This window comes from Streptomyces sp. NPDC006335 (assembly GCF_040612795.1).
In the GTDB taxonomy this organism is placed as follows: domain Bacteria; phylum Actinomycetota; class Actinomycetes; order Streptomycetales; family Streptomycetaceae; genus Streptomyces.
Map to the genome: position 1 here is coordinate 305,198 of NZ_JBEXQX010000008.1, position 16,976 is coordinate 322,173.

At 71.9% G+C, this 16,976-nt stretch carries 19 protein-coding genes; 4 read left to right on the forward strand and 15 right to left on the reverse strand.

Annotation, left to right across the window (positions count from 1 at the left end):
- Positions 1-2: 2 nt before the first annotated feature.
- The 8 genes from ABZ098_RS23875 to ABZ098_RS23910 all read right to left on the reverse strand — a co-directional run bounded on the left by ABZ098_RS23875 (position 3) and on the right by ABZ098_RS23910 (position 9,366).
- On the reverse strand, positions 3-242 hold the full coding sequence (locus tag ABZ098_RS23875; RefSeq protein WP_031051298.1) for a hypothetical protein: 240 nt from the start codon (positions 240-242) through the stop codon (positions 3-5).
- Complete coding sequence (gene gatA / locus ABZ098_RS23880) at positions 239-1,732, reverse strand: Asp-tRNA(Asn)/Glu-tRNA(Gln) amidotransferase subunit GatA (protein ID WP_356594243.1); 1,494 nt, start codon at positions 1,730-1,732, stop codon at positions 239-241. Before gatA ends, ABZ098_RS23875 begins: the two co-directional genes overlap by 4 nt.
- 5 nt (positions 1,733-1,737) lie before the next feature.
- Complete coding sequence (gatC, locus tag ABZ098_RS23885; protein ID WP_007384860.1) at positions 1,738-2,034, reverse strand: Asp-tRNA(Asn)/Glu-tRNA(Gln) amidotransferase subunit GatC; 297 nt, start codon at positions 2,032-2,034, stop codon at positions 1,738-1,740.
- A gap of 135 nt (positions 2,035-2,169) precedes the next feature.
- Positions 2,170-4,404: a bifunctional diguanylate cyclase/phosphodiesterase gene (locus ABZ098_RS23890; RefSeq protein ID WP_356594246.1), complete on the reverse strand. Its 2,235-nt coding sequence runs from the start codon at positions 4,402-4,404 to the stop codon at positions 2,170-2,172.
- Positions 4,405-4,676: 272 nt separating this feature from the next.
- A complete protein-coding gene (gene ligA / locus ABZ098_RS23895; RefSeq protein WP_356594248.1) occupies positions 4,677-6,869 on the reverse strand; it encodes an NAD-dependent DNA ligase LigA in 2,193 nt (730 codons plus the stop codon).
- Positions 6,870-6,884: 15 nt separating this feature from the next.
- Positions 6,885-7,886 carry a methionine synthase gene (locus tag ABZ098_RS23900; RefSeq protein ID WP_356594250.1) on the reverse strand — a complete coding sequence of 334 codons (1,002 nt, stop codon included), beginning with the start codon at positions 7,884-7,886 and terminating at the stop codon, positions 6,885-6,887.
- 227 nt (positions 7,887-8,113) lie between these two features.
- Positions 8,114-8,803 carry an SDR family oxidoreductase gene (locus tag ABZ098_RS23905; protein ID WP_356594252.1) on the reverse strand — a complete coding sequence of 230 codons (690 nt, stop codon included), beginning with the start codon at positions 8,801-8,803 and terminating at the stop codon, positions 8,114-8,116.
- Positions 8,804-8,826: 23 nt separating this feature from the next.
- Positions 8,827-9,366, reverse strand: coding sequence for a TIGR00730 family Rossman fold protein (locus ABZ098_RS23910; RefSeq protein ID WP_356594254.1), 540 nt, complete (start codon positions 9,364-9,366; stop codon positions 8,827-8,829).
- Positions 9,367-9,416: 50 nt separating this feature from the next.
- Here ABZ098_RS23910 and ABZ098_RS23915 point away from each other — a divergent pair, with 50 nt between their 5' ends.
- Positions 9,417-9,740, forward strand: coding sequence for a DUF427 domain-containing protein (locus ABZ098_RS23915; RefSeq protein WP_356594256.1), 324 nt, complete (start codon positions 9,417-9,419; stop codon positions 9,738-9,740).
- A gap of 37 nt (positions 9,741-9,777) precedes the next feature.
- Positions 9,778-10,560 carry an alpha/beta hydrolase gene (locus tag ABZ098_RS23920; RefSeq protein WP_356594258.1) on the forward strand — a complete coding sequence of 261 codons (783 nt, stop codon included), beginning with the start codon at positions 9,778-9,780 and terminating at the stop codon, positions 10,558-10,560.
- Between the two features lie 40 nt (positions 10,561-10,600).
- On the opposite strand, the gene mnmA is transcribed toward ABZ098_RS23920, so the two are convergent.
- Positions 10,601-11,725, reverse strand: a complete 1,125-nt coding sequence (gene mnmA, locus ABZ098_RS23925; protein ID WP_356594260.1) for a tRNA 2-thiouridine(34) synthase MnmA — start codon at positions 11,723-11,725, stop codon at positions 10,601-10,603.
- Positions 11,726-11,785: 60 nt separating this feature from the next.
- On the opposite strand from mnmA, the gene ABZ098_RS23930 reads away from it, so the two are divergent.
- Positions 11,786-12,451, forward strand: coding sequence for an N-acetylmuramoyl-L-alanine amidase (locus ABZ098_RS23930; RefSeq protein WP_356594262.1), 666 nt, complete (start codon positions 11,786-11,788; stop codon positions 12,449-12,451).
- 34 nt (positions 12,452-12,485) lie between these two features.
- On the opposite strand, the gene ABZ098_RS23935 is transcribed toward ABZ098_RS23930, so the two are convergent.
- The 4 genes from ABZ098_RS23935 to ABZ098_RS23950 form a co-directional block, all read right to left on the reverse strand.
- Positions 12,486-12,863 carry a DUF1304 family protein gene (locus tag ABZ098_RS23935; RefSeq protein ID WP_356594264.1) on the reverse strand — a complete coding sequence of 126 codons (378 nt, stop codon included), beginning with the start codon at positions 12,861-12,863 and terminating at the stop codon, positions 12,486-12,488.
- A gap of 26 nt (positions 12,864-12,889) precedes the next feature.
- Positions 12,890-14,059, reverse strand: a complete 1,170-nt coding sequence (locus tag ABZ098_RS23940) for a cysteine desulfurase family protein (protein ID WP_356594266.1) — start codon at positions 14,057-14,059, stop codon at positions 12,890-12,892.
- Positions 14,060-14,125: 66 nt separating this feature from the next.
- Complete coding sequence (locus ABZ098_RS23945) at positions 14,126-14,392, reverse strand: DUF4190 domain-containing protein (RefSeq protein ID WP_356594268.1); 267 nt, start codon at positions 14,390-14,392, stop codon at positions 14,126-14,128.
- A 35-nt stretch (positions 14,393-14,427) separates the two neighbouring features.
- Entirely contained in the window at positions 14,428-14,592 is a 165-nt protein-coding gene (locus tag ABZ098_RS23950) for a hypothetical protein (protein ID WP_356594270.1), read from the reverse strand.
- A 133-nt stretch (positions 14,593-14,725) separates the two neighbouring features.
- Here ABZ098_RS23950 and ABZ098_RS23955 point away from each other — a divergent pair, with 133 nt between their 5' ends.
- Complete coding sequence (locus tag ABZ098_RS23955) at positions 14,726-15,352, forward strand: TetR family transcriptional regulator (protein ID WP_356594272.1); 627 nt, start codon at positions 14,726-14,728, stop codon at positions 15,350-15,352.
- An 84-nt stretch (positions 15,353-15,436) separates the two neighbouring features.
- Here the strand turns inward: ABZ098_RS23955 and ABZ098_RS23960 are convergent, their stop codons facing one another.
- Entirely contained in the window at positions 15,437-15,847 is a 411-nt protein-coding gene (locus ABZ098_RS23960; protein ID WP_356594274.1) for a hypothetical protein, read from the reverse strand.
- Positions 15,844-16,965 (reverse strand): YafY family protein, encoded by a 1,122-nt coding sequence (locus ABZ098_RS23965; protein WP_356594276.1) that lies wholly within the window; start codon positions 16,963-16,965, stop codon positions 15,844-15,846. Before ABZ098_RS23965 ends, ABZ098_RS23960 begins: the two co-directional genes overlap by 4 nt.
- Between the last annotated feature and the right edge of the window lie 11 nt (positions 16,966-16,976).

Genomic DNA, 16,976 nt, shown 5'->3' on the forward strand with positions numbered 1-16,976 from the left:
TCTCAGCCCAGCAGGACGTCGTCGTCGCCCAGCCGCTTCAGCTCGCGGTACAGGACGGCGAGGCCGGTGACGACGGCGACGGCGGCCACGGTCGCGTCGATCAGGACCAATGTGTCGCTCTCGGCGCGCGCCTTCTTGAGCCGCTTGGCGACACCGATGGCGCCGAACGCCGTGGTGGCGATGGACAGGTACGTGCCGGACTTGGACTTCTTGAAGTCCTTGGCCTTGGTCAGCTTGCTCACAGCGACGGTGCCTCCTCCAGGAGCGGGTGGCCCCACCTTTCCACGAAGGCGGCCTCGACGGCGGCGCCGACCTTGTAGAGACGGTCGTCCTTCAGGGCCGGGGCGATGATCTGCAGACCGACCGGGAGGTTGTCCTCGGGCGCCAGACCGCAGGGCAGCGACATGGCCGAGTTGCCCGCCAGGTTGGTCGGGATGGTGCACAGGTCGGCCAGGTACATCGCCATCGGGTCGTCGGCGCGCTCGCCGATCGGGAAGGCGGTGGTCGGGGTCGTCGGGGAGACGATCACGTCGACCTGCTCGAACGCCTTCTCGAAGTCGCGCGTGATGAGCGTGCGGACCTTCTGCGCGGAGCCGTAGTAGGCGTCGTAGTACCCGCTCGACAGGGCGTACGTGCCGAGCATGATCCGGCGCTTGACCTCGGGGCCGAAGCCCGCCTCACGGGTGAGGGAGGTGACCTCCTCGGCCGAGTGTGTGCCGTCGTCGCCGGTCCTGAGGCCGTAGCGCAGGCCGTCGAAGCGGGCGAGGTTGGAGGAGCACTCGGAGGGCGCGATCAGGTAGTACGCGGACAGCGCCAGGTCGAAGGACGGGCAGTCCAGTTCGACGATCTCGGCGCCGAGGTCCTTCAACAGCGCCACCGACTCGTCGAAGCGCTGGATGACACCGGCCTGGTAGCCCTCGCCGCGGAACTGCTTGACCACGCCGACGCGCATCCCGGCGACGCTGCCGTTGCGGGCGGCCTCGACGACCGGCGGGACCGGGGCGTCGATGGAGGTGGAGTCCATCGGGTCGTGCCCGGCGATGACCTCGTGGAGGAGCGCCGCGTCCAGGACCGTACGGGCGCAGGGGCCGCCCTGATCGAGGGAGCTGGAGAAGGCCACCATGCCGTAGCGGGAGACCGCGCCGTACGTCGGCTTCACGCCGACCGTGCCGGTGACGGCGGCCGGCTGGCGGATGGAGCCGCCGGTGTCGGTGCCGATGGCGAGGGGGGCCATGTGCGCGGCCAGCGCGGCCGAGGAACCGCCGCCGGAACCGCCGGGGATCCGGGTGAGGTCCCAGGGGTTGCCGGTGGGTCCGTAGGCGCTGTTCTCCGTCGACGACCCCATGGCGAACTCGTCCATGTTGGTCTTGCCGAGGATGACGACGTCGGCGGCCTTCAGCCGCTTGGTGACGGTCGCGTCGTACGGCGGGATCCAGCCTTCGAGGATCTTGGAGCCGACGGTCGTCGGGATGCCCTCGGTGGTGAAGATGTCCTTCAGCGCGAGGGGCACACCGGCCAACGGGCCGAGCTTCTCGCCCCGCTCCCGCTTCTCGTCGACGGCGCGGGCCTGGGCGAGGGCGCCCTCGCGGTCGACGTGCAGGAAGGCGTGCACCTTCTCGTCGACGGCCTCGATACGGGCCAGGTGGGCCTCGGTGACCTGGACCGCGGTGAGCTCGCCGGAAGCGATCTTCTCGGCGGTCTCGGCGGCCGTGAGCTTGATGATGTCCGTCATGGCGGTTAGTCCTCCCCCAGGATCTGCGGCACCTTGAAACGCTGCTGCTCCTGGGCCGGGGCGCCGGAGAGCGCCTGCTCGGGGGTGAGCGACGGACGGACCTCGTCCGCGCGCATGACGTTCGTCAGCGGGAGCGGGTGCGAGGTCGGCGGTACGTCTTGGTCGGCGACCTCACTGACGCGTGCGACCGCGCCGATGATGTCGTCGAGCTGTCCCGCGAAGTGCTCTAGCTCTTCGGGCTTCAGCTCCAGACGCGCCAGCCGTGCGAGGTGGGCGACCTCCTCGCGCGTGATGCCAGGCATGCAGCGATCCTCTGGGGTGAGTGCGTGTGGTTTGGGGCCAATCCTATGGGTCCCGGCGGGATGGCCGTTAAACGGTTTCCCGCAGCCGACGGCGACGGACGGATCCCATACCCCACCAAAGGATGCCGGGACAGGTCACTCCGCCGCCGGAAGCGCCGCCCTCGGCCGCTGCCAGCCCCGAGACCCCCGCGCCAGCAGCCACGCCGTCGTCTCCTCCGGCGGCATCGCCGCAGCGACCAGCCACCCCTGTACGGCGTCGCAGCCCATGTCGCGCAGCCGCTCCCAGGTCTCGTCGTCCTCGACGCCCTCCGCCACGACCAGGAGGCCCAGGGAGTGGGCGAGGTCGACCGTGCAGCGGACGATCTCCGCGTCCTCGGTGTCGACGGCCAGCTTGGCCACGAACGAGCGGTCGATCTTCAGTTCGCTGACGGGGAGGCGGCGCAGGTGGACCAGGGAGGAGTAGCCGGTGCCGAAGTCGTCGAGGGACATCTTGACGCCGTGGCCGGTGAGCGCGGCGAGGGTGTCCCCGGCCCGCGAGGGGTCCTCCAGGAGGACGTGTTCGGTGATCTCCAGTTGGAGCGCTCCCGCCGGGACGCCGTGCCGGGCGAGGCGCGCGGCGACCGAGCCGGCGAAGCCCGGGGTGTGGACGTCACGCGGGGAGACGTTGACCGCGACCGGGACGTACAGGCCCTGTGCCCGCCACTCGGCGACCTGGGCGAGGGCCGTGTCGAGGACGTACTCGGTGAGGTGGGGCATCAGCCCGGACGACTCGGCGATCGCGATGAACTCGTCCGGCGGCACCTTCCCGCGCTCCGGGTGCACCCAGCGCACGAGGGCCTCCAGACCGGCGACCTGTCCGTCGAAGCGGACCTTGGGCTGGTAGTGCAGTTGCACCTCGCGCGCGTCCAGCGCCCGGCGCAGATCGCCGAGCAGCCCGAGCCGGTCGGGGGTGTTGGAGTCCCGCTTGGACTCGTAGACCTCCACGCCCGTGCGGTCCCGCTTGGCCTGGTACATCGCCACGTCCGCCCGGCGGAGCAGGCCCTCGGCGTCCAGGGCGTGGTCGGGGAAGACGGCGACCCCGGCGCTGGCCTCCAGGACGAGGGTGAGCCCGTCGAGGTCGAGCGGGGAGCTGAGGGCCGCGACCAGGGTGCGGGCGATCCGGGTCGCGGAGGTCGTGGAGTCGGCGACCGGCAGTAAGACGGCGAACTCGTCGCCGCCGAGCCGCGCGGCCTCCGCCCCGCGCGGGAGCGCGATCCGCAGCCGGTCGGCGATCTGGAGGAGCAGCCGGTCACCGGCGAGGTGGCCCAGGGTGTCGTTGACCGAGCGGAAGCGGTCGAGGTCGATGAGCATCAGGGCGGAGCGCGCGCCGATGCGCTCGGCGTCGTCCAGGGCGGACCAGATGCGCTCCAGGAGCCACTGCCGGTTGGGCAGTCCGGTCAGCGGGTCGCGCAGCTGTTCCTCGGCGCGGGCCCGGGCCATCCACAGGGTGGAGTCGAGGGCGATGAGGGGGATCGCGAAGAGCGGGAGCAGCACCGGCTTGGCGGTGGCGACCACGCAGACCAGCGGGGCGATGCCGAGCAGCGCGACCGCGACCAGGCCCTGTCTGACCAGGGCGGTGCGGGCCACGGTGGGCAGACCGGCGTGCCGGGAGGAGTGCAGGTACCAGCCCAGGATCCGGGTCACCGCGAGATAGGCCACGGCGACCAGGACCACCTCAGGGCCGGTGTAGAAGGTCCAGGTGTCGGGGTTCCAGGGGGTCTCGACGGACGGCGACTGGCCGAACGCGGCGAGGACCAGGGCGCCGGCGGCTATGCCGAGGATGTCCACCGCGCCGTGCAGGATGCCCTGCCGCCAGCGGTGGCGCCTGGCTATGCCGACCAGCAGCACGACGGTGAGGCTCACCATGCCGGCCGGCACCCAGCCGTACAGCACCAGGACGGCGAGGGTCAGGGCGGCGCCCGAGCCGGTGCCGCCCCACCAGCGGGCCCGGCCGAGAGCGACGAGGTGGCCGACGATGACGCCGGTCAGGACGGCCAGCGACCAGCCGACGGTGCCGGACGGGAAGAGCGCGTGACCGCCGGTGAACGCCCGGTAGAAGCACGCGCCCAGCACGAACCCGGCCGCCGCGACGACCGCCGTGGGCAGTGCCGGCCAGGACAGATGGCGGTCGGTTTCGGCTTCCGGCAGACCGGGGGCGCGCTCCACGGTGAGCTGGGCGGCACCGGGGCCGCCGGTCGCGGTGTGCTGTCCGGCGGCACGTCCCTCCGCGCCCGGATACTCCGGAGGCCGCCCGGACCACCGGCTCGTCCGCCACGCGCCGGTGAGCCGGCGCAGCCGTGAGTCCGGGGCGGCGCTCTCGGTCGGTTCCATTCCCGTCCCTCTCACAGCCGGCGGTGCCCACGCCACGCGGCTCGTTCGCCCGACAAAACCCTCGACGGCGCCGCGTTGGAAAACCCTTCCCCTTGCTCAGCAGGAGCAAGAGGTTGCCCCGACCGCCCATGGGCACGGCAGGCGCACATCTCAACAGTAGGCCGCAGAAGGCTTCCACGGGCAGCGGTCGTCGTCGGTTGCCCGAATGCGCCCCGGCCACCCGTATGCATCTGGTATGCGCCGATCGGGTGGCCTTCAACCGCCGTTCGGGGCTACTCCTGCGTGGGAAGGGCCACATCGGTGGCCGCTTCGGGTCCCTGCTCCAGGAGGACGTCGAAGCCGTCCTCGTTCAGAACAGGCACCTTGAGTTGCATCGCCTTGTCGTACTTGGAGCCTGGATTGTCCCCCACAACGACGAAAGACGTCTTCTTCGAAACCGAACCGGTGACTTTCGCCCCTCTGGTCTGCAACGCCTCCTTCGCCCCGTCCCGGGTGTAGCGCTCCAGAGTGCCGGTGACGACGACGGTGAGCCCTTCGAGGGGACGCGGGCCCTCGTCCTCGCCCGAGCCCTCCTCCTCCATGCGCACGCCCGCGGCCCGCCACTTGCGCAGGATCTCCTGGTGCCAGTCCTCCGCGAACCACTCCTTGAGGGACTTGGCGATGATCGAGCCGACACCGTCGGTGTTCGCCAGCTCCTCCTCGCTCGCCTGCTCGATGCGTTCGATGGAGCGGAAGTTGCGCGCCAGCGCCTCGGCGGCGACCGGGCCGACATGGCGGATCGACAGACCGGTCAGGACCCGGGCGAGCGGACGCTCCTTGGCGGCCGCGATGTTCTCCAGCATGGCCACGGCGTTCTTCTTGGGCTCGCCCTGCTGGTTGGCGAAGACCGTGGCGACCTTCGACTCGCCGGTCTTCGGGTCACGCTTGGGCAGACCGCTGTCCTGGTCGAGGACGTACGCCTTGATGGGCAGCAGCTGTTCGATGGTGAGGTCGAACAGGTCGCCCTCGTCGGTCAGCGGCGGGTCCGCGGGCTCCAGCGGCTTGGTGAGCGCGGCCGCGGCGACGTACCCGAAGTGCTCGATGTCCAGCGACTTGCGGCCCGCCAGGTAGAACAGGCGTTCGCGCAGCTGGGCGGGGCAGGTGCGGGCGTTGGGGCAGCGCAGGTCGACGTCGCCCTCCTTCATGGGCCGCAGCGCGGTGCCGCACTCGGGGCACTCGGCCGGCATCACGAACTCGCGCTCGCTGCCGTCGCGCAGGTCGACCACCGGGCCGAGGATCTCGGGGATGACGTCACCGGCCTTGCGCAGCACCACGGTGTCGCCGATCAGGACGCCCTTCAGCTTGACGACGTCCTGGTTGTGCAGGGTGGCGAACTCGACCTCCGAGCCGGCCACCGTCACCGGCTCGACCTGGGCGTACGGCGTGACCCGGCCCGTACGGCCCACGCCCACGCGGATGTTGATGAGCTTGGTGTTGACCTCCTCGGGCGCGTACTTGTACGCGATCGCCCAGCGCGGCGCCCGGGAGGTCGAGCCGAGCCGGCCCTGGAGGGGGATCTCGTCGAGCTTGACGACGGCCCCGTCGATCTCGTGCTCCACGGAGTGGCGGTTCTCGCCGAAGTAGGCGATGAACTCCCGTACGCCGTCGAGGCCGTCGACCACCTTGTTGTGCTTGGCGGTGGGCAGCCCCCAGGACTTGAGGAGGTCGTAGGCCTGGGAGAGGCGGGTCATGCCGTCGAAGCCCTCCAGGGCGCCGATGCCGTGCACGACCATGTGGAGGGGGCGGGTGGCGGTGACGCGCGGGTCCTTCTGGCGCAGCGAACCGGCCGCCGCGTTGCGCGGGTTGGCGAAGGGCTTGTCGCCGACCTCGACCAGACGGGCGTTGAGCTCCTCGAACTTCTCCATCGGGAAGTAGACCTCGCCGCGGATCTCCACGAGGTCGGGGACCTTGTCGCCGGTGAGGCGGTCCGGGATCTCGGCGATCGTGCGGACGTTGGGCGTGATGTCCTCGCCGGTGCGGCCGTCACCGCGGGTCGCCGCGCGGGTGAGGCGGCCGTGCTCGTAGGTGAGGTTGACGGCGAGTCCGTCGACCTTGAGCTCGCACAGCAGGTGGTAGTCGGTGGTGCCGACGTCCTTGGCCACCCGCTCCGCCCAGGCCGCCAGCTCCTCGTCGCTGAACGCGTTGTCCAGGGAGAGCATGCGCGAGCGGTGCTGGACGGACGTGAACTCGGTCTCGTACGCCCCCGCGACCTTCTGGGTCGGCGAGTCGGGGGTGCGCAGCTCGGGGTACTCCTCCTCCAGCGCCTCCAGGGAGCGCAGGAGCTTGTCGAAGTCGGCGTCGCTGATGACCGGCGCGTCGTTCACGTAGTACCGGAAGCGGTGCTCCTCGATCTGCTCAGCGAGCTGCGCGTGCTTCTCCCGTGCCTCCGAGGGCACCGTCGTCTCCGCTTGCTTGTCGCCGGCCACCGTGTTGTCCTCCCGTTACTCTGGGTTGTCCGCGAGGGATCTCGCCGCCTGGGCGCAGTGGGCGAGCGCCTTGCGCGCGTACCCCGGGGAGGCCCCCGCGAGTCCGCACGACGGAGTGACCGTGACCGCCTCCGCGAGAAGTCCCGGATGCAGCCCCAGCCTGCGCCACAGCGTCCTGACACCCATGACGCTACCGGCAGGGTCTGACAATGCCGTGTCCGTGCCCGGTACGACACCGGCGAAGAGCCTCGTGCCCCCTTCCACCGCCTCGCCGATCGCGTCGTCGTCACGCTCGGTGAGGAGCGAGAAGTCGAAGGAGACCGCCGCCGCGCCCGCCCTCCGCAGCAGGGCGAAGGGGACGTCCGGTGCGCACGAGTGGACCACGACGGGACCGCCCCCGTGAACCCCGACGACGTCGCGCAACGTGGCCTCGACGACCTGCCGGTCCACGGCCCGGTGGGTCCGGTAGCCGCTGGCGGACCTGACCTGTCCCCGGAGCACGGCGATGAGGGAGGGCTCGTCGAGCTGGAGCACGATCCGCGCGCCGGGAACGCGACGCCCGACCTCCTCCAGGTGCAGCCTCAGCCCCTCCGCGAGCGAGGCGGCCAGGTCCCGGCAGGCGCCGGGGTCGGAGAGGGCGACCTCGCCGTTCCGCAGCTCCAGCGCGGCGGCGAGCGTCCACGGCCCGACGGCCTGCACCTTGACCTGCCCCTCGTACCCCTGGGTGAACTCCTCCAGCGCGTCGAGGTCCTCCCCCAGCCAGGACCGCGCCCGCTTGGTGTCCCGGCCCGGCCGGTCCCCGATCCGCCAGCCGCTGGGCTCCACGCGCGCGTACAGCTCGACGAGCATCCCGGCGGTACGGCCGATCATGTCGGCGCCGGGGCCGCGGGCGGGCAGTTCCGGCAGGAACGGGAAGTCCTCGAAGGAGCCGGTGGCGGCCTTGGCGGCCTCCCGGGCGTCGCCGCCGGGGAGGGAGCCGATGCCGGTGGCGGGGGCGAAGGTGAAGTCTGCGGTCACGTGTGAAGCCTACGTAGGTCGTGGCGAGGGTGTTCTCGCCCCGCCGCCCCTACCCGTTCCGTCCCTGGGGGCTGCGCCCCCAGACCCCCATCGGCCCTGAAGGGGCCTCGTCGTCAAACGCCGGACGGGCTGAACCAGCCCCTCCGTCGTTTGAGGAGCGGGGGTCGACGGGGGCGGAGCCCCCGGGTGACGGGACGGGTAGGGGCGGCGGGGGCGAAGGAAAGTCCTCAGCGCCCCGGACGCACCGTCAGGTCGTTGATCTCCGCGTCCCGGGGGAGATCGATCGCCGTCAGGATCGTCGTGGCGACCGACTCGGGGTCGATCCACCGCGCCGGGTCGTACTCCTTGCCCTCTTGCTGGTGGACCTTGGCCTGCATGGGGCTCGCCGTGCGGCCGGGGTAGACCGAGGTGACGCGGACGCCGTTGCCGTGCTCCTCGTGGCGCAGCGAGTCCGCCAGGGCCTTCAGGCCGTGCTTGGAGGCCGCGTACGCGGACCAGTCGGCGTGGGCGGCGAGGCCCGCGCCCGAGTTCACGAAGACCACGTGACCCCGCGTCGCCCGGAGCTGGGGCAGGAAGTGGCGGGTCAGCTCGGCCGGGGCGATCAGGTTGACGTTCAGCTGGTGGCGCCAGGACTTCGGGGTCAGGTCGCCGACCGGGCCGAGGTCGACCACGCCCGCGACGTGCAGCAGGGAGTCCACCCGGTCCGGCAGCGTCTGGTGGGAGAAGGCCCAGCTCAGCTTGTCGGGGTCGGCCAGGTCCCCGACCAGGGTCCGCGCGCCGTCGAACTGTGCCGCCAGCTCCTTCGCGCGGCCCGCGTCACGCGCGTGCAGCACGAGTTCGTCCCCGCGCGCGTGCAGTCGCCGGGCCACCGCCGCGCCGATGCCGGAGCCCGCTCCGGTGATCACATGTGTAGCCATGCCGCCATGCTCGCATCACGGCGTCACGGGGTACCGAGGGACTCCTCCAGATAAGCCAGCGCCCCCACCGGCTCCTCCGCGAAGAACACCAGGTCGGTGAGCGGGCGGGGCAGGAAGCCCTCGTCCTCCATGCGCCGGAACTGCTCCTTCAACCCGTCGTAGAAGCCCGCCGTGTTGAGCAGGACGACCGGCTTCTCGGTGTGGCCGTGCTTCTTCAGCTCCAGGATCTCGGTCGCCTCGTCGAGGGTGCCGGTGCCGCCCACCATGATCACCACGCCGTCGGCCTTCTCCAGGAGCAGCTTCTTGCGTTCGGCGAGGTCCTTCGCGATCACCATCTCGTCGACGCCGGGGCGGACCTTGGCGGCCAGGAACTCCACGGAGACCCCGACGAGCCGTCCGCCCGCCTCCTGGACACCGTCCGCGACGACCTTCATCAGGCCCACGTCCGAGCCGCCCCACACCAGGGTGTGCCCGCCCTTGCCCAGCAGCTTCGCGAACTCCCGCGCGGGGCGCGTGTAACGGTCGTCGAGGTCGGCGGCGGAGAGGAAGACGCAGATTCGCATGAGGTCACCGTACGCGGGAAGAACCGGGGCCCCGCGGGCGCTCTTCCGGTATGGCCGAAGGACACACGATCACCATCGAGCAGGTCGACCAGCACGTGCGCGTGGTGCACGGCGAGCAGGTCCTCGCGGAGAGCGAACGGCCCCTCGTGCTGCGCGAGACGGGCTGTCCCCCGCGGTACTACCTCCCCGCCGAGGACGTAAGGCTCGACCTGCTGACCCCCTCCGACACCCACACCTACTGCCCGTTCAAGGGCACCGCGTCCTATTGGTCGCTGCCGGACGCGCCCGACCTGGTGTGGTCCTATCCCGAACCGAAGCCCGCCGTCGCCGAGATCAAGGACCACCTCTGTTTCTACGAGGTCGACGTGTCCTGACCGATGACTTCGCCGCCGTGCGGCAGTCTCCTCAGGCATGGACAAGAAGACTCTCTCGCGCGACGGCACACCGATCGCGTACGAACGCACCGGGCAGGGCCCGGCGGTCATCCTCGTCAGCGGCGCGATGTCCACGGGCGGCACGGTGGCACCACTGGCCGTGCCGCTGTCCGAGCGGTTCGACGTCCTCGTGTACGACCGCCGCGGCCGCGGTGGGAGCGGCGACACGGCCCCCTACGCGGTGGCCCGTGAGGTCGAGGACCTCGCCGCGCTCATCGAGGCGGCGGGCGGCGAGGCATGCCTGTGCGGGATCTCCTCGGGCGGTGCCCTGGTCCTGGAGGCCGCGGCGAGCGGACTGCCGGTGCGCAAGGTCGCCGTGTACGAGACGCCGTACGCCGACTTCCTGGACGGCGGCGCCGAGGGGAACGCCCAGTACACCCGGAACCTCGACGCGGCGCTCTCCGAGGGGCGGCGCGGGGACGCGGTGGAGCTGTTCCTGCGGCTCACCGGAATGGGCGAGGAGATGATCCGGGGCGCCCGCCAGTCCCCCATGTGGCCCGGCATGGAGGCGGTCGCCCCGACGCTCGCCTACGACAACGCGGTGATGGCCGGCGGTCTGGTCCCCAGCGACCGGCTGGCCTCGATCACGGTCCCGGTACTGGCCGTCGCGGGCGGCGCGAGCCCCGAGTGGATGCGCGAGGGCACGCGGGCTGTCGCGGAGGCGGCCCCGAAGGGTTCGTACCGCGAACTGGAGGGCCAGACTCACATGGTCGACCCGACCGCCCTGGCGCCGGCCCTGGCGGAGTTCTTCGCGGACTGAGGGGCCACCCGGCCGGGCCACCGGCGCGTGCGCCGGACCGTCAGGCCACGCCCGCCGTCGCCCGTACCGTGCTCGCGATCGTCGCCGAGCCCACCACGCGGGTGTCGTCGTACAGGACGATCGCCTGGCCGGGGGCGACCCCGCGGACCGGCTCGGTGAAGGACACCCGCAGCTCCCCGTCCACGAGCTCAGCGGTGACCTCGGTCTCGCCGCCGTGGGCGCGGAGCTGGGCCGTGTAGGTGCCGGGGCCGACTGGGGCCGCGCCGCACCAGCGGGGCTTGATGGCGCTCAGGGCGGTCACGTCCAGGGCGGCGGCCGGGCCGACCGTCACCGTGTTGTTCACCGGCGAGATGTCCAGGACGTAGCGCGGCTTGCCGTCGGCGGCCGGGGTGCCGATGCGCAGCCCCTTGCGCTGGCCGATCGTGAAGCCGTACGCGCCCTCGTGGGTGCCGACCTTCGCGCCCGACTCGTCGACGATGTCGCCCTCCGCCTTGCCGAGACGCGAGGCGAGGAAGCCCTGGGTGTCGCCGTCGGCGATGAAGCAGATGTCGTGCGAGTCGGGCTTCTTGGCGACCGCGAGGCCACGGCGCTCGGCCTCGGCGCGGATCTCGTCCTTGGTGGTGACGGTGTCGCCGAGCGGGAACAGGGCGTGCGCCAACTGCTTCTCGTCCAGCACGCCGAGGACGTACGACTGGTCCTTGGCCATGTCGGAGGCGCGGTGCAGTTCCCGCGAGCCGTCCTCGCCCACCAGGACCTTCGCGTAGTGGCCGGTGCACACCGCGTCGAAGCCCAGCGCCAGCGCCTTGTCGAGCAGCGCGGCGAACTTGATCTTCTCGTTGCAGCGCAGGCAGGGGTTGGGGGTGCGGCCGGCCTCGTACTCGGCGACGAAGTCCTCGACGACGTCCTCGCGGAAGCGGTCGGCGAGGTCCCAGACGTAGAACGGGATGCCGATGACGTCGGCGGCGCGGCGGGCGTCGCGCGAGTCCTCGATGGTGCAACAGCCACGCGCGCCCGTGCGGAACGATTGCGGGTTCGCGGAGAGTGCGAGGTGGACGCCGGTCACGTCGTGGCCGGCTTCGGCGGCACGGGCGGCGGCGACGGCGGAGTCCACTCCTCCGGACATGGCGGCGAGAACGCGAAGGGGGCGCTGCGTGGTGTCAGTCATAACCCTTCCAGGGTACGGGGGCGCGGGAACCGAAACCCACGAGTATCCGTTGACGATCACATGGGGGCGAAAGAGGCATCCGAGGACGGCGACCGGCGCATCGGTCGCCGCGCCCTGCTCATCGGCGGGGCGGCGGCCGCGGTGGGCTCGGCGGTGCTGGCCCGGGACGAGCTGGCGCGGCTGTGGTGGCGGGCGCCGGGCGTGGAGAAACCGCGGGTCGAGGGCGCGGTGGACTTCGGCGGCGCGCAGTGGGTGGCGGCCTCCGACGCGAACTGGCGGCGCGCGGACCGGCCCGACGACTACGGCATAGACATGGTGGTCATCCATGTCACGCAGGGCAGTTTCGCCAGCGCGGTGAAGGTGTTCCAGGACCCGGGGCACGGGGCGGCCGCGCACTACGTCGTCCGCAAGGACGGGCACATCACGCAGATGATCCGCGAGCTGGACGTGGCGTACCACGCGGGCAACCGCGCCTACAACGAACGCAGTGTGGGCATCGAGCACGAGGGTTTCGTGGACCGGCCCGAGGACTTCACGGACGCGATGTACGCGGCCTCGGCGCGGCTCACGGCCCGGATATGCGCGCGGTACGACATCCCCGTCGACCGCGAGCACGTCATCGGGCATGTGGAGGTGCCGGGGACGGACCACACGGACCCGGGCGAACACTGGGACTGGGACCGGTACATGAAGCTGGTGAAAGCGGCGCGTACGACCTCCGCCTAGCGGGGACGTCCGGCGGGGTCCGAGACCCTCGGCGTCACAGGAGAGCCGCGGCCAGCAGCGCCAGCGCGGGCGGTACCCCCTGCCCCAGGGCGCCGCGCCACAGCCGCGGGAACGAGGCGGCGAAGGCGAGCGCGGAGGCGATGAGGGACGCGCAGAGGTAGAGGATCAGGGTGCGGCCCGCGGTGGGTTCACCGGTGTGGAGCGCGACGACCCCGGCGACCAGGCCGAGCCCGAGGAGCAGGTTGTAGACGGCGACTCCCGAGCGCCACAGGGTGACCTCGGGGGCGTCGGCGGGAGACGTGGTGAGGAAGACGCGGACGGCCGTGCGGTCGTAGAAGAAGCGCTCGAGCGTTCCGACGACGAGGTGGGTCAGGGCCGCGATCAGGGCGCATACCTGGGATGCGAGGTTCACGCCCGGAGTGTCCCGCTGCCCGGGCGTTACGTCAGCCCCGCCGCGCGGGCGCGTTCCACCACCGGGCCGATGGCCTTCGCGACCGCTTCCACGTCCGCCTCGGTGGAGGTGTGGCCGAGGGAGAAGCGCAGGGTGCCGCGGGCCAGGTCGGGGTCGGTGCCGGTGGCCAGCAGGACGTGGCTGGGCTGGGCGACACCGGCGGTGCAGGCGGAGCCGGTGGAGCACTCGATGCCCTGGGCGTCCAGGAGCAGGAGCAGGGAGTCGCCCTCGCAGCCGGGGAAGGTGAAGTGGGCGTTGGCCGGGAGGCGGCCGCCCGGCGCCGGGTCGCCGCCGAGGATCGCGTCCGGGACCGCCGTACGGACCGCCTCGACCAGGGAGTCGCGCAGGGCGCCGATCTCCGTGGCGAACCACGCGCGCTGTTCGGCGGCGAGGCGGCCGGCCACCGCGAAGGAGGCGATGGCTGGGACGTCGAGGGTGCCGGAGCGGACGTGGCGCTCCTGGCCGCCGCCGTGCAGGACGGGGACGGGGGTCCACTCACGGCCGAGGACGAGTGCGCCGATGCCGTACGGGCCGCCGATCTTGTGGCCCGACACCGTCATCGCGGCGAGGCCGGAGGCGGCGAAGTCGACGGGGACCTGACCGAAGGCCTGGACCGCGTCGGCGTGCAGCGGGACGCCGAACTCGGCGGCGACGTCGGCGAGTTCGCGGACCGGCAGGACGGTGCCGATCTCGTTGTTGGCCCACATGACCGTGGCCAGGGCGACGTCGGCGGGATTCTGGGCGATGGCCTCGCGCAGGGCGTCGGGGTGGACCCGGCCGTGCTTGTCGACGGGGAGGTACTCGACGGTGGCGCCCTCGTGTTCGCCGAGCCAGTCCACGGCGTCGAGGACGGCGTGGTGCTCGACCGGGCTCGCGAGAACCCGCGTCCTTGCGGGGTCCGCGTCGCGCCGGGACCAGTACAGGCCCTTCACGGCGAGGTTGTCGGCCTCCGTGCCGCCGGAGGTGAAGACGATCTCGCTGGGCCGGGCGCCGAGCGCCTCGGCGAGGGTCTCGCGGGATTCCTCGACCGTGCGGCGGGCCCCGCGGCCGGAGGCGTGCAGGGAGGAGGCGTTGCCGGTGGCGCCGAGGTGCGCGGTGAGTGCCTCGACCGCCTCGGGGAGCATCGGGGTGGTCGCGGCGTGGTCGAGGTATGCCATGGTGACGCCGATTCTACGGGGCGCGGATGCGCGCCCTCAGGCCAGGACCGGCCGGTCCCGACGGCCTCAGAAGCTCCAGGACGGCGTGCTGTCGAACTGCATGAAGGCCACCAGGACCAGGAGGTCGGCCACGCCGAGGCCGAGGCCCAGGTAGGCGCGGCCGCGGCGGGCGGTGCCGCGCCACAGGGCCACCGAGGCCAGGACGATGGCGATCGGGCCCAGGAAGACGTTGAGGACCAGAAGGCCGAGGAGGCCGAGGACGAAGGACGCCACGGCCATGCCGTCGGCGTCGCGGGCGCCGGTACGGGGGTTGGCCTGCGCGGTGAGCTGCATGGTGATCAGTGCTCCTGGGGACGGCGGGGCGGCGGTCAGTGGGACGGGGTGCGGCGGCGGGCGTGGCGCTCGCGGATCGCGAAGACGCCCAGCCAGGCGGCGATCACGACGGCGGCGACGGCGGTGAAGCTGAGCGGCGCGTGGGCGACGGTGCCCAGGACGACGCCGAGCAGCATGAGTGCGGCGACGAGGAACAGCATGGGACGGATCCCCCTCCGATTCGGCTGTCGTTACGTTTGGGTGAACAGTTGTGGTTACAGTTGTTCACTGACTCCAGAGTCTAGCGTGTCGTACGGCTTTCCAATTACGGAGAACAGTTGTTAACTGGATGACATGAGTCACACCCTCGGCATCCGGCAGGCACAGAAGCAGAAGACCCGACAGGCGCTCCTGGACGCGGCGTTGGGTCTGCTGGAGGAGCAGAGCCTGAGCAGCCTGGGCCTGCGCGAGGTCACGCGCGCGGTCGGCGTCGCGCCGACCGCCTTCTACCGGCACTTCCGCTCCACCGCGGACCTCGGGGTGGCCCTGGTCGAGGAGGCGTTGGGCAGCCTGCACCCGATGATCCGGACGACGGTGTCCACGGCCGACGACCACGGCCAACGCATCAAGCGCGCCATCGAGTTGATCGCCGGCCATGTGGACGCGTACCCCGCTCATGTCCGTTTCATCGCCCGGGAACGACATGGCGGCGTCCAGCCGGTCCGGGAGGCCATCCGCGACCAACTGGCCCGGTTCGGGCAGGAGGTGAAGGACGAGCTGGCCAAGGACCCGGTGTCCGGCGGCTGGAGCGACGACGACCTGCTGATGCTGGCCAACCTCTACGTCGACCAGATGCTCATCACGGCCTCCCTGTTCCTGGAGGCCCTGGAGGCACCCGCGGAGGAGCGGGACCGCGTCTGCCAGGTGGCGGAGCGCCAGATGCGGCTGATCAGCATCGGCCGCGAACACTGGCTGGATTAGGCCTGTTCGGGGCGAGGCGACCCACAGGGGCGGCACCCCCGTCACCGGGAGTACCGCCCCTGTCGTACGGCGTCCTACGCCATGTCAGCTCTTCGTCGCCGTGGCGCTCGCCGCCACGCTCGGCGCACCGCTGGGTGCGCCGCTCGGGGCCGCACCGCCCGCGCCGCCGGGACCGCCGCAGCCGCCCATGCCGCCGCCGGGGCCGCCTTGACCGCCTTGACCGGCCCGGCCGCCGCCGGGGCCGCCGCTCGGCATTCCCGAGGGGTCGCCGCCGGGGGCGCCGGACGGTCGTGCGCTCGCGTTGCCGGTGGGGGCGCCCGAGGGAGCACCGCTCGGCATCCCGGAGGCGTTCCCGGTGGGCGCCTGACAGTTCTGCTGCTGCCCGGAGTCGCCGCCGGTCGAGGTCGACGACGAGTCGCCCGAGCCGCAGGCCGCCAGAGCGAGGGGCGAGAGCGCCAGCAGGGCCACGGCGGGGAGGAGACGCACACGCTTCATGAGAGACAGCTCCAGGGAGGATGAGGAAGTCCTGAGGCCGGGAACTCTCGCAACGGCCCCTGGGCCTTCGTTGGGGCCGGCCTGTCCCCCGCCTGTGCGGACGGCAAAGCGCCGCTAAAGCAGCCCTTTTGAGCTGGGGTTCCGCGGGGACCGCCACCTGGCCGCTGGTACAGATCCGTGACAGAGGCGGCCGCGCGGGCCACCTCCTCGCGCACCTCGGGCGGCGAGAGGACCTCCACCCGGTCGGAGAACTGCAGGAGTTGGCGGGCCTCGCCGACCACACCGAAGGAGAGCCGGGCCGTCACCCACGCGTTCTCGCCGTCGTCCTCGGGGAGTTCGGACAGATACGGGGCCATCAGCCGCGAGAACAGGTCGAGTCGGTCACGGCGGACCCGGACGGTGACGTCGATGCCGCCGGGGTGTTGCTCGACCTTGCGGCGCAACACCTCCCAGACGTCGGCGAGTTCGACGCCGGGCCGTCGTCTGACGGGGGCGTCCAGCACCGCCGCGGAGTGCACCCGGTCGGCACGGAACAGCCGCGGCAGGCCGCGCCGGTCGGCGACCAGGTACCAGACACCCGCTTTGGCGACGAGACCGTACGGGTCGACGGTGTACGTCCGTGTCTCGCGCTCCCCGCTGTGCCGGTAGCGCAGCCGCAGTCGGCGGTCGGCGAAGACGGCGTCCTGAAGGGCCACCAGGTCCACGGACCGCTGCGGTCCGCCCTTCCAGCGGGTGGCGTCGACCAGGATGCGGCGGGAGGTGGCCTCGGCGGCCGGGCGGTGCGGGGCGGGCAGCGCGGCCATGACCTTGCGCAGCGCCGAGCCGAGGGCGGAGTCCAGTCCGAGGGCCGCGTGGGCGCCCTGGGCGGCCAGGATGAACAGGGCCCGGGACTCGTCGGCGGTCAGGCCGGTGACGTCCGTGCGGAAGCCGGCGAGGAGTTCGATGCCACCGTGCCTGCCGCGCTCGGCGTAGACGGGCACGCCGGCGGCGGACAGGGACTCCACGTCCCGGTAGATGGTGCGCACGGACACCTCCAGCCGGGTGGCGAGCTCGTGCGCGGGCACCCGGCCGCGGGTCTGCAGGAGCAGCAGGATCGACAGCAGACGATCGGACTTCACCGCACCAGGAT

What these genes read in the sequence shown, in the direction of transcription:
- ABZ098_RS23955 (WP_356594272.1), top strand. Translation starts at nt 14,726, where the DNA reads ATGAGTCACACCCTCGGCATCCGGCAGGCACAGAAGCAGAAGACCCGA.
- ABZ098_RS23915 (WP_356594256.1), top strand. Translation starts at nt 9,417, where the DNA reads ATGGCCGAAGGACACACGATCACCATCGAGCAGGTCGACCAGCACGTG.
- ABZ098_RS23920 (WP_356594258.1), top strand. Translation starts at nt 9,778, where the DNA reads ATGGACAAGAAGACTCTCTCGCGCGACGGCACACCGATCGCGTACGAA.
- ABZ098_RS23890 (WP_356594246.1), bottom strand. Translation starts at nt 4,404, where the DNA reads ATGGAACCGACCGAGAGCGCCGCCCCGGACTCACGGCTGCGCCGGCTC.
- ABZ098_RS23910 (WP_356594254.1), bottom strand. Translation starts at nt 9,366, where the DNA reads ATGCGAATCTGCGTCTTCCTCTCCGCCGCCGACCTCGACGACCGTTAC.
- ABZ098_RS23940 (WP_356594266.1), bottom strand. Translation starts at nt 14,059, where the DNA reads ATGGCATACCTCGACCACGCCGCGACCACCCCGATGCTCCCCGAGGCG.
- gatC (WP_007384860.1), bottom strand. Translation starts at nt 2,034, where the DNA reads ATGCCTGGCATCACGCGCGAGGAGGTCGCCCACCTCGCACGGCTGGCG.
- mnmA (WP_356594260.1), bottom strand. Translation starts at nt 11,725, where the DNA reads ATGACTGACACCACGCAGCGCCCCCTTCGCGTTCTCGCCGCCATGTCC.
- gatA (WP_356594243.1), bottom strand. Translation starts at nt 1,732, where the DNA reads ATGACGGACATCATCAAGCTCACGGCCGCCGAGACCGCCGAGAAGATC.
- ABZ098_RS23950 (WP_356594270.1), bottom strand. Translation starts at nt 14,592, where the DNA reads ATGCTGTTCCTCGTCGCCGCACTCATGCTGCTCGGCGTCGTCCTGGGC.
- ABZ098_RS23945 (WP_356594268.1), bottom strand. Translation starts at nt 14,392, where the DNA reads ATGCAGCTCACCGCGCAGGCCAACCCCCGTACCGGCGCCCGCGACGCC.
- ABZ098_RS23930 (WP_356594262.1), top strand. Translation starts at nt 11,786, where the DNA reads ATGGGGGCGAAAGAGGCATCCGAGGACGGCGACCGGCGCATCGGTCGC.
- ABZ098_RS23905 (WP_356594252.1), bottom strand. Translation starts at nt 8,803, where the DNA reads ATGGCTACACATGTGATCACCGGAGCGGGCTCCGGCATCGGCGCGGCG.
- ABZ098_RS23960 (WP_356594274.1), bottom strand. Translation starts at nt 15,847, where the DNA reads ATGAAGCGTGTGCGTCTCCTCCCCGCCGTGGCCCTGCTGGCGCTCTCG.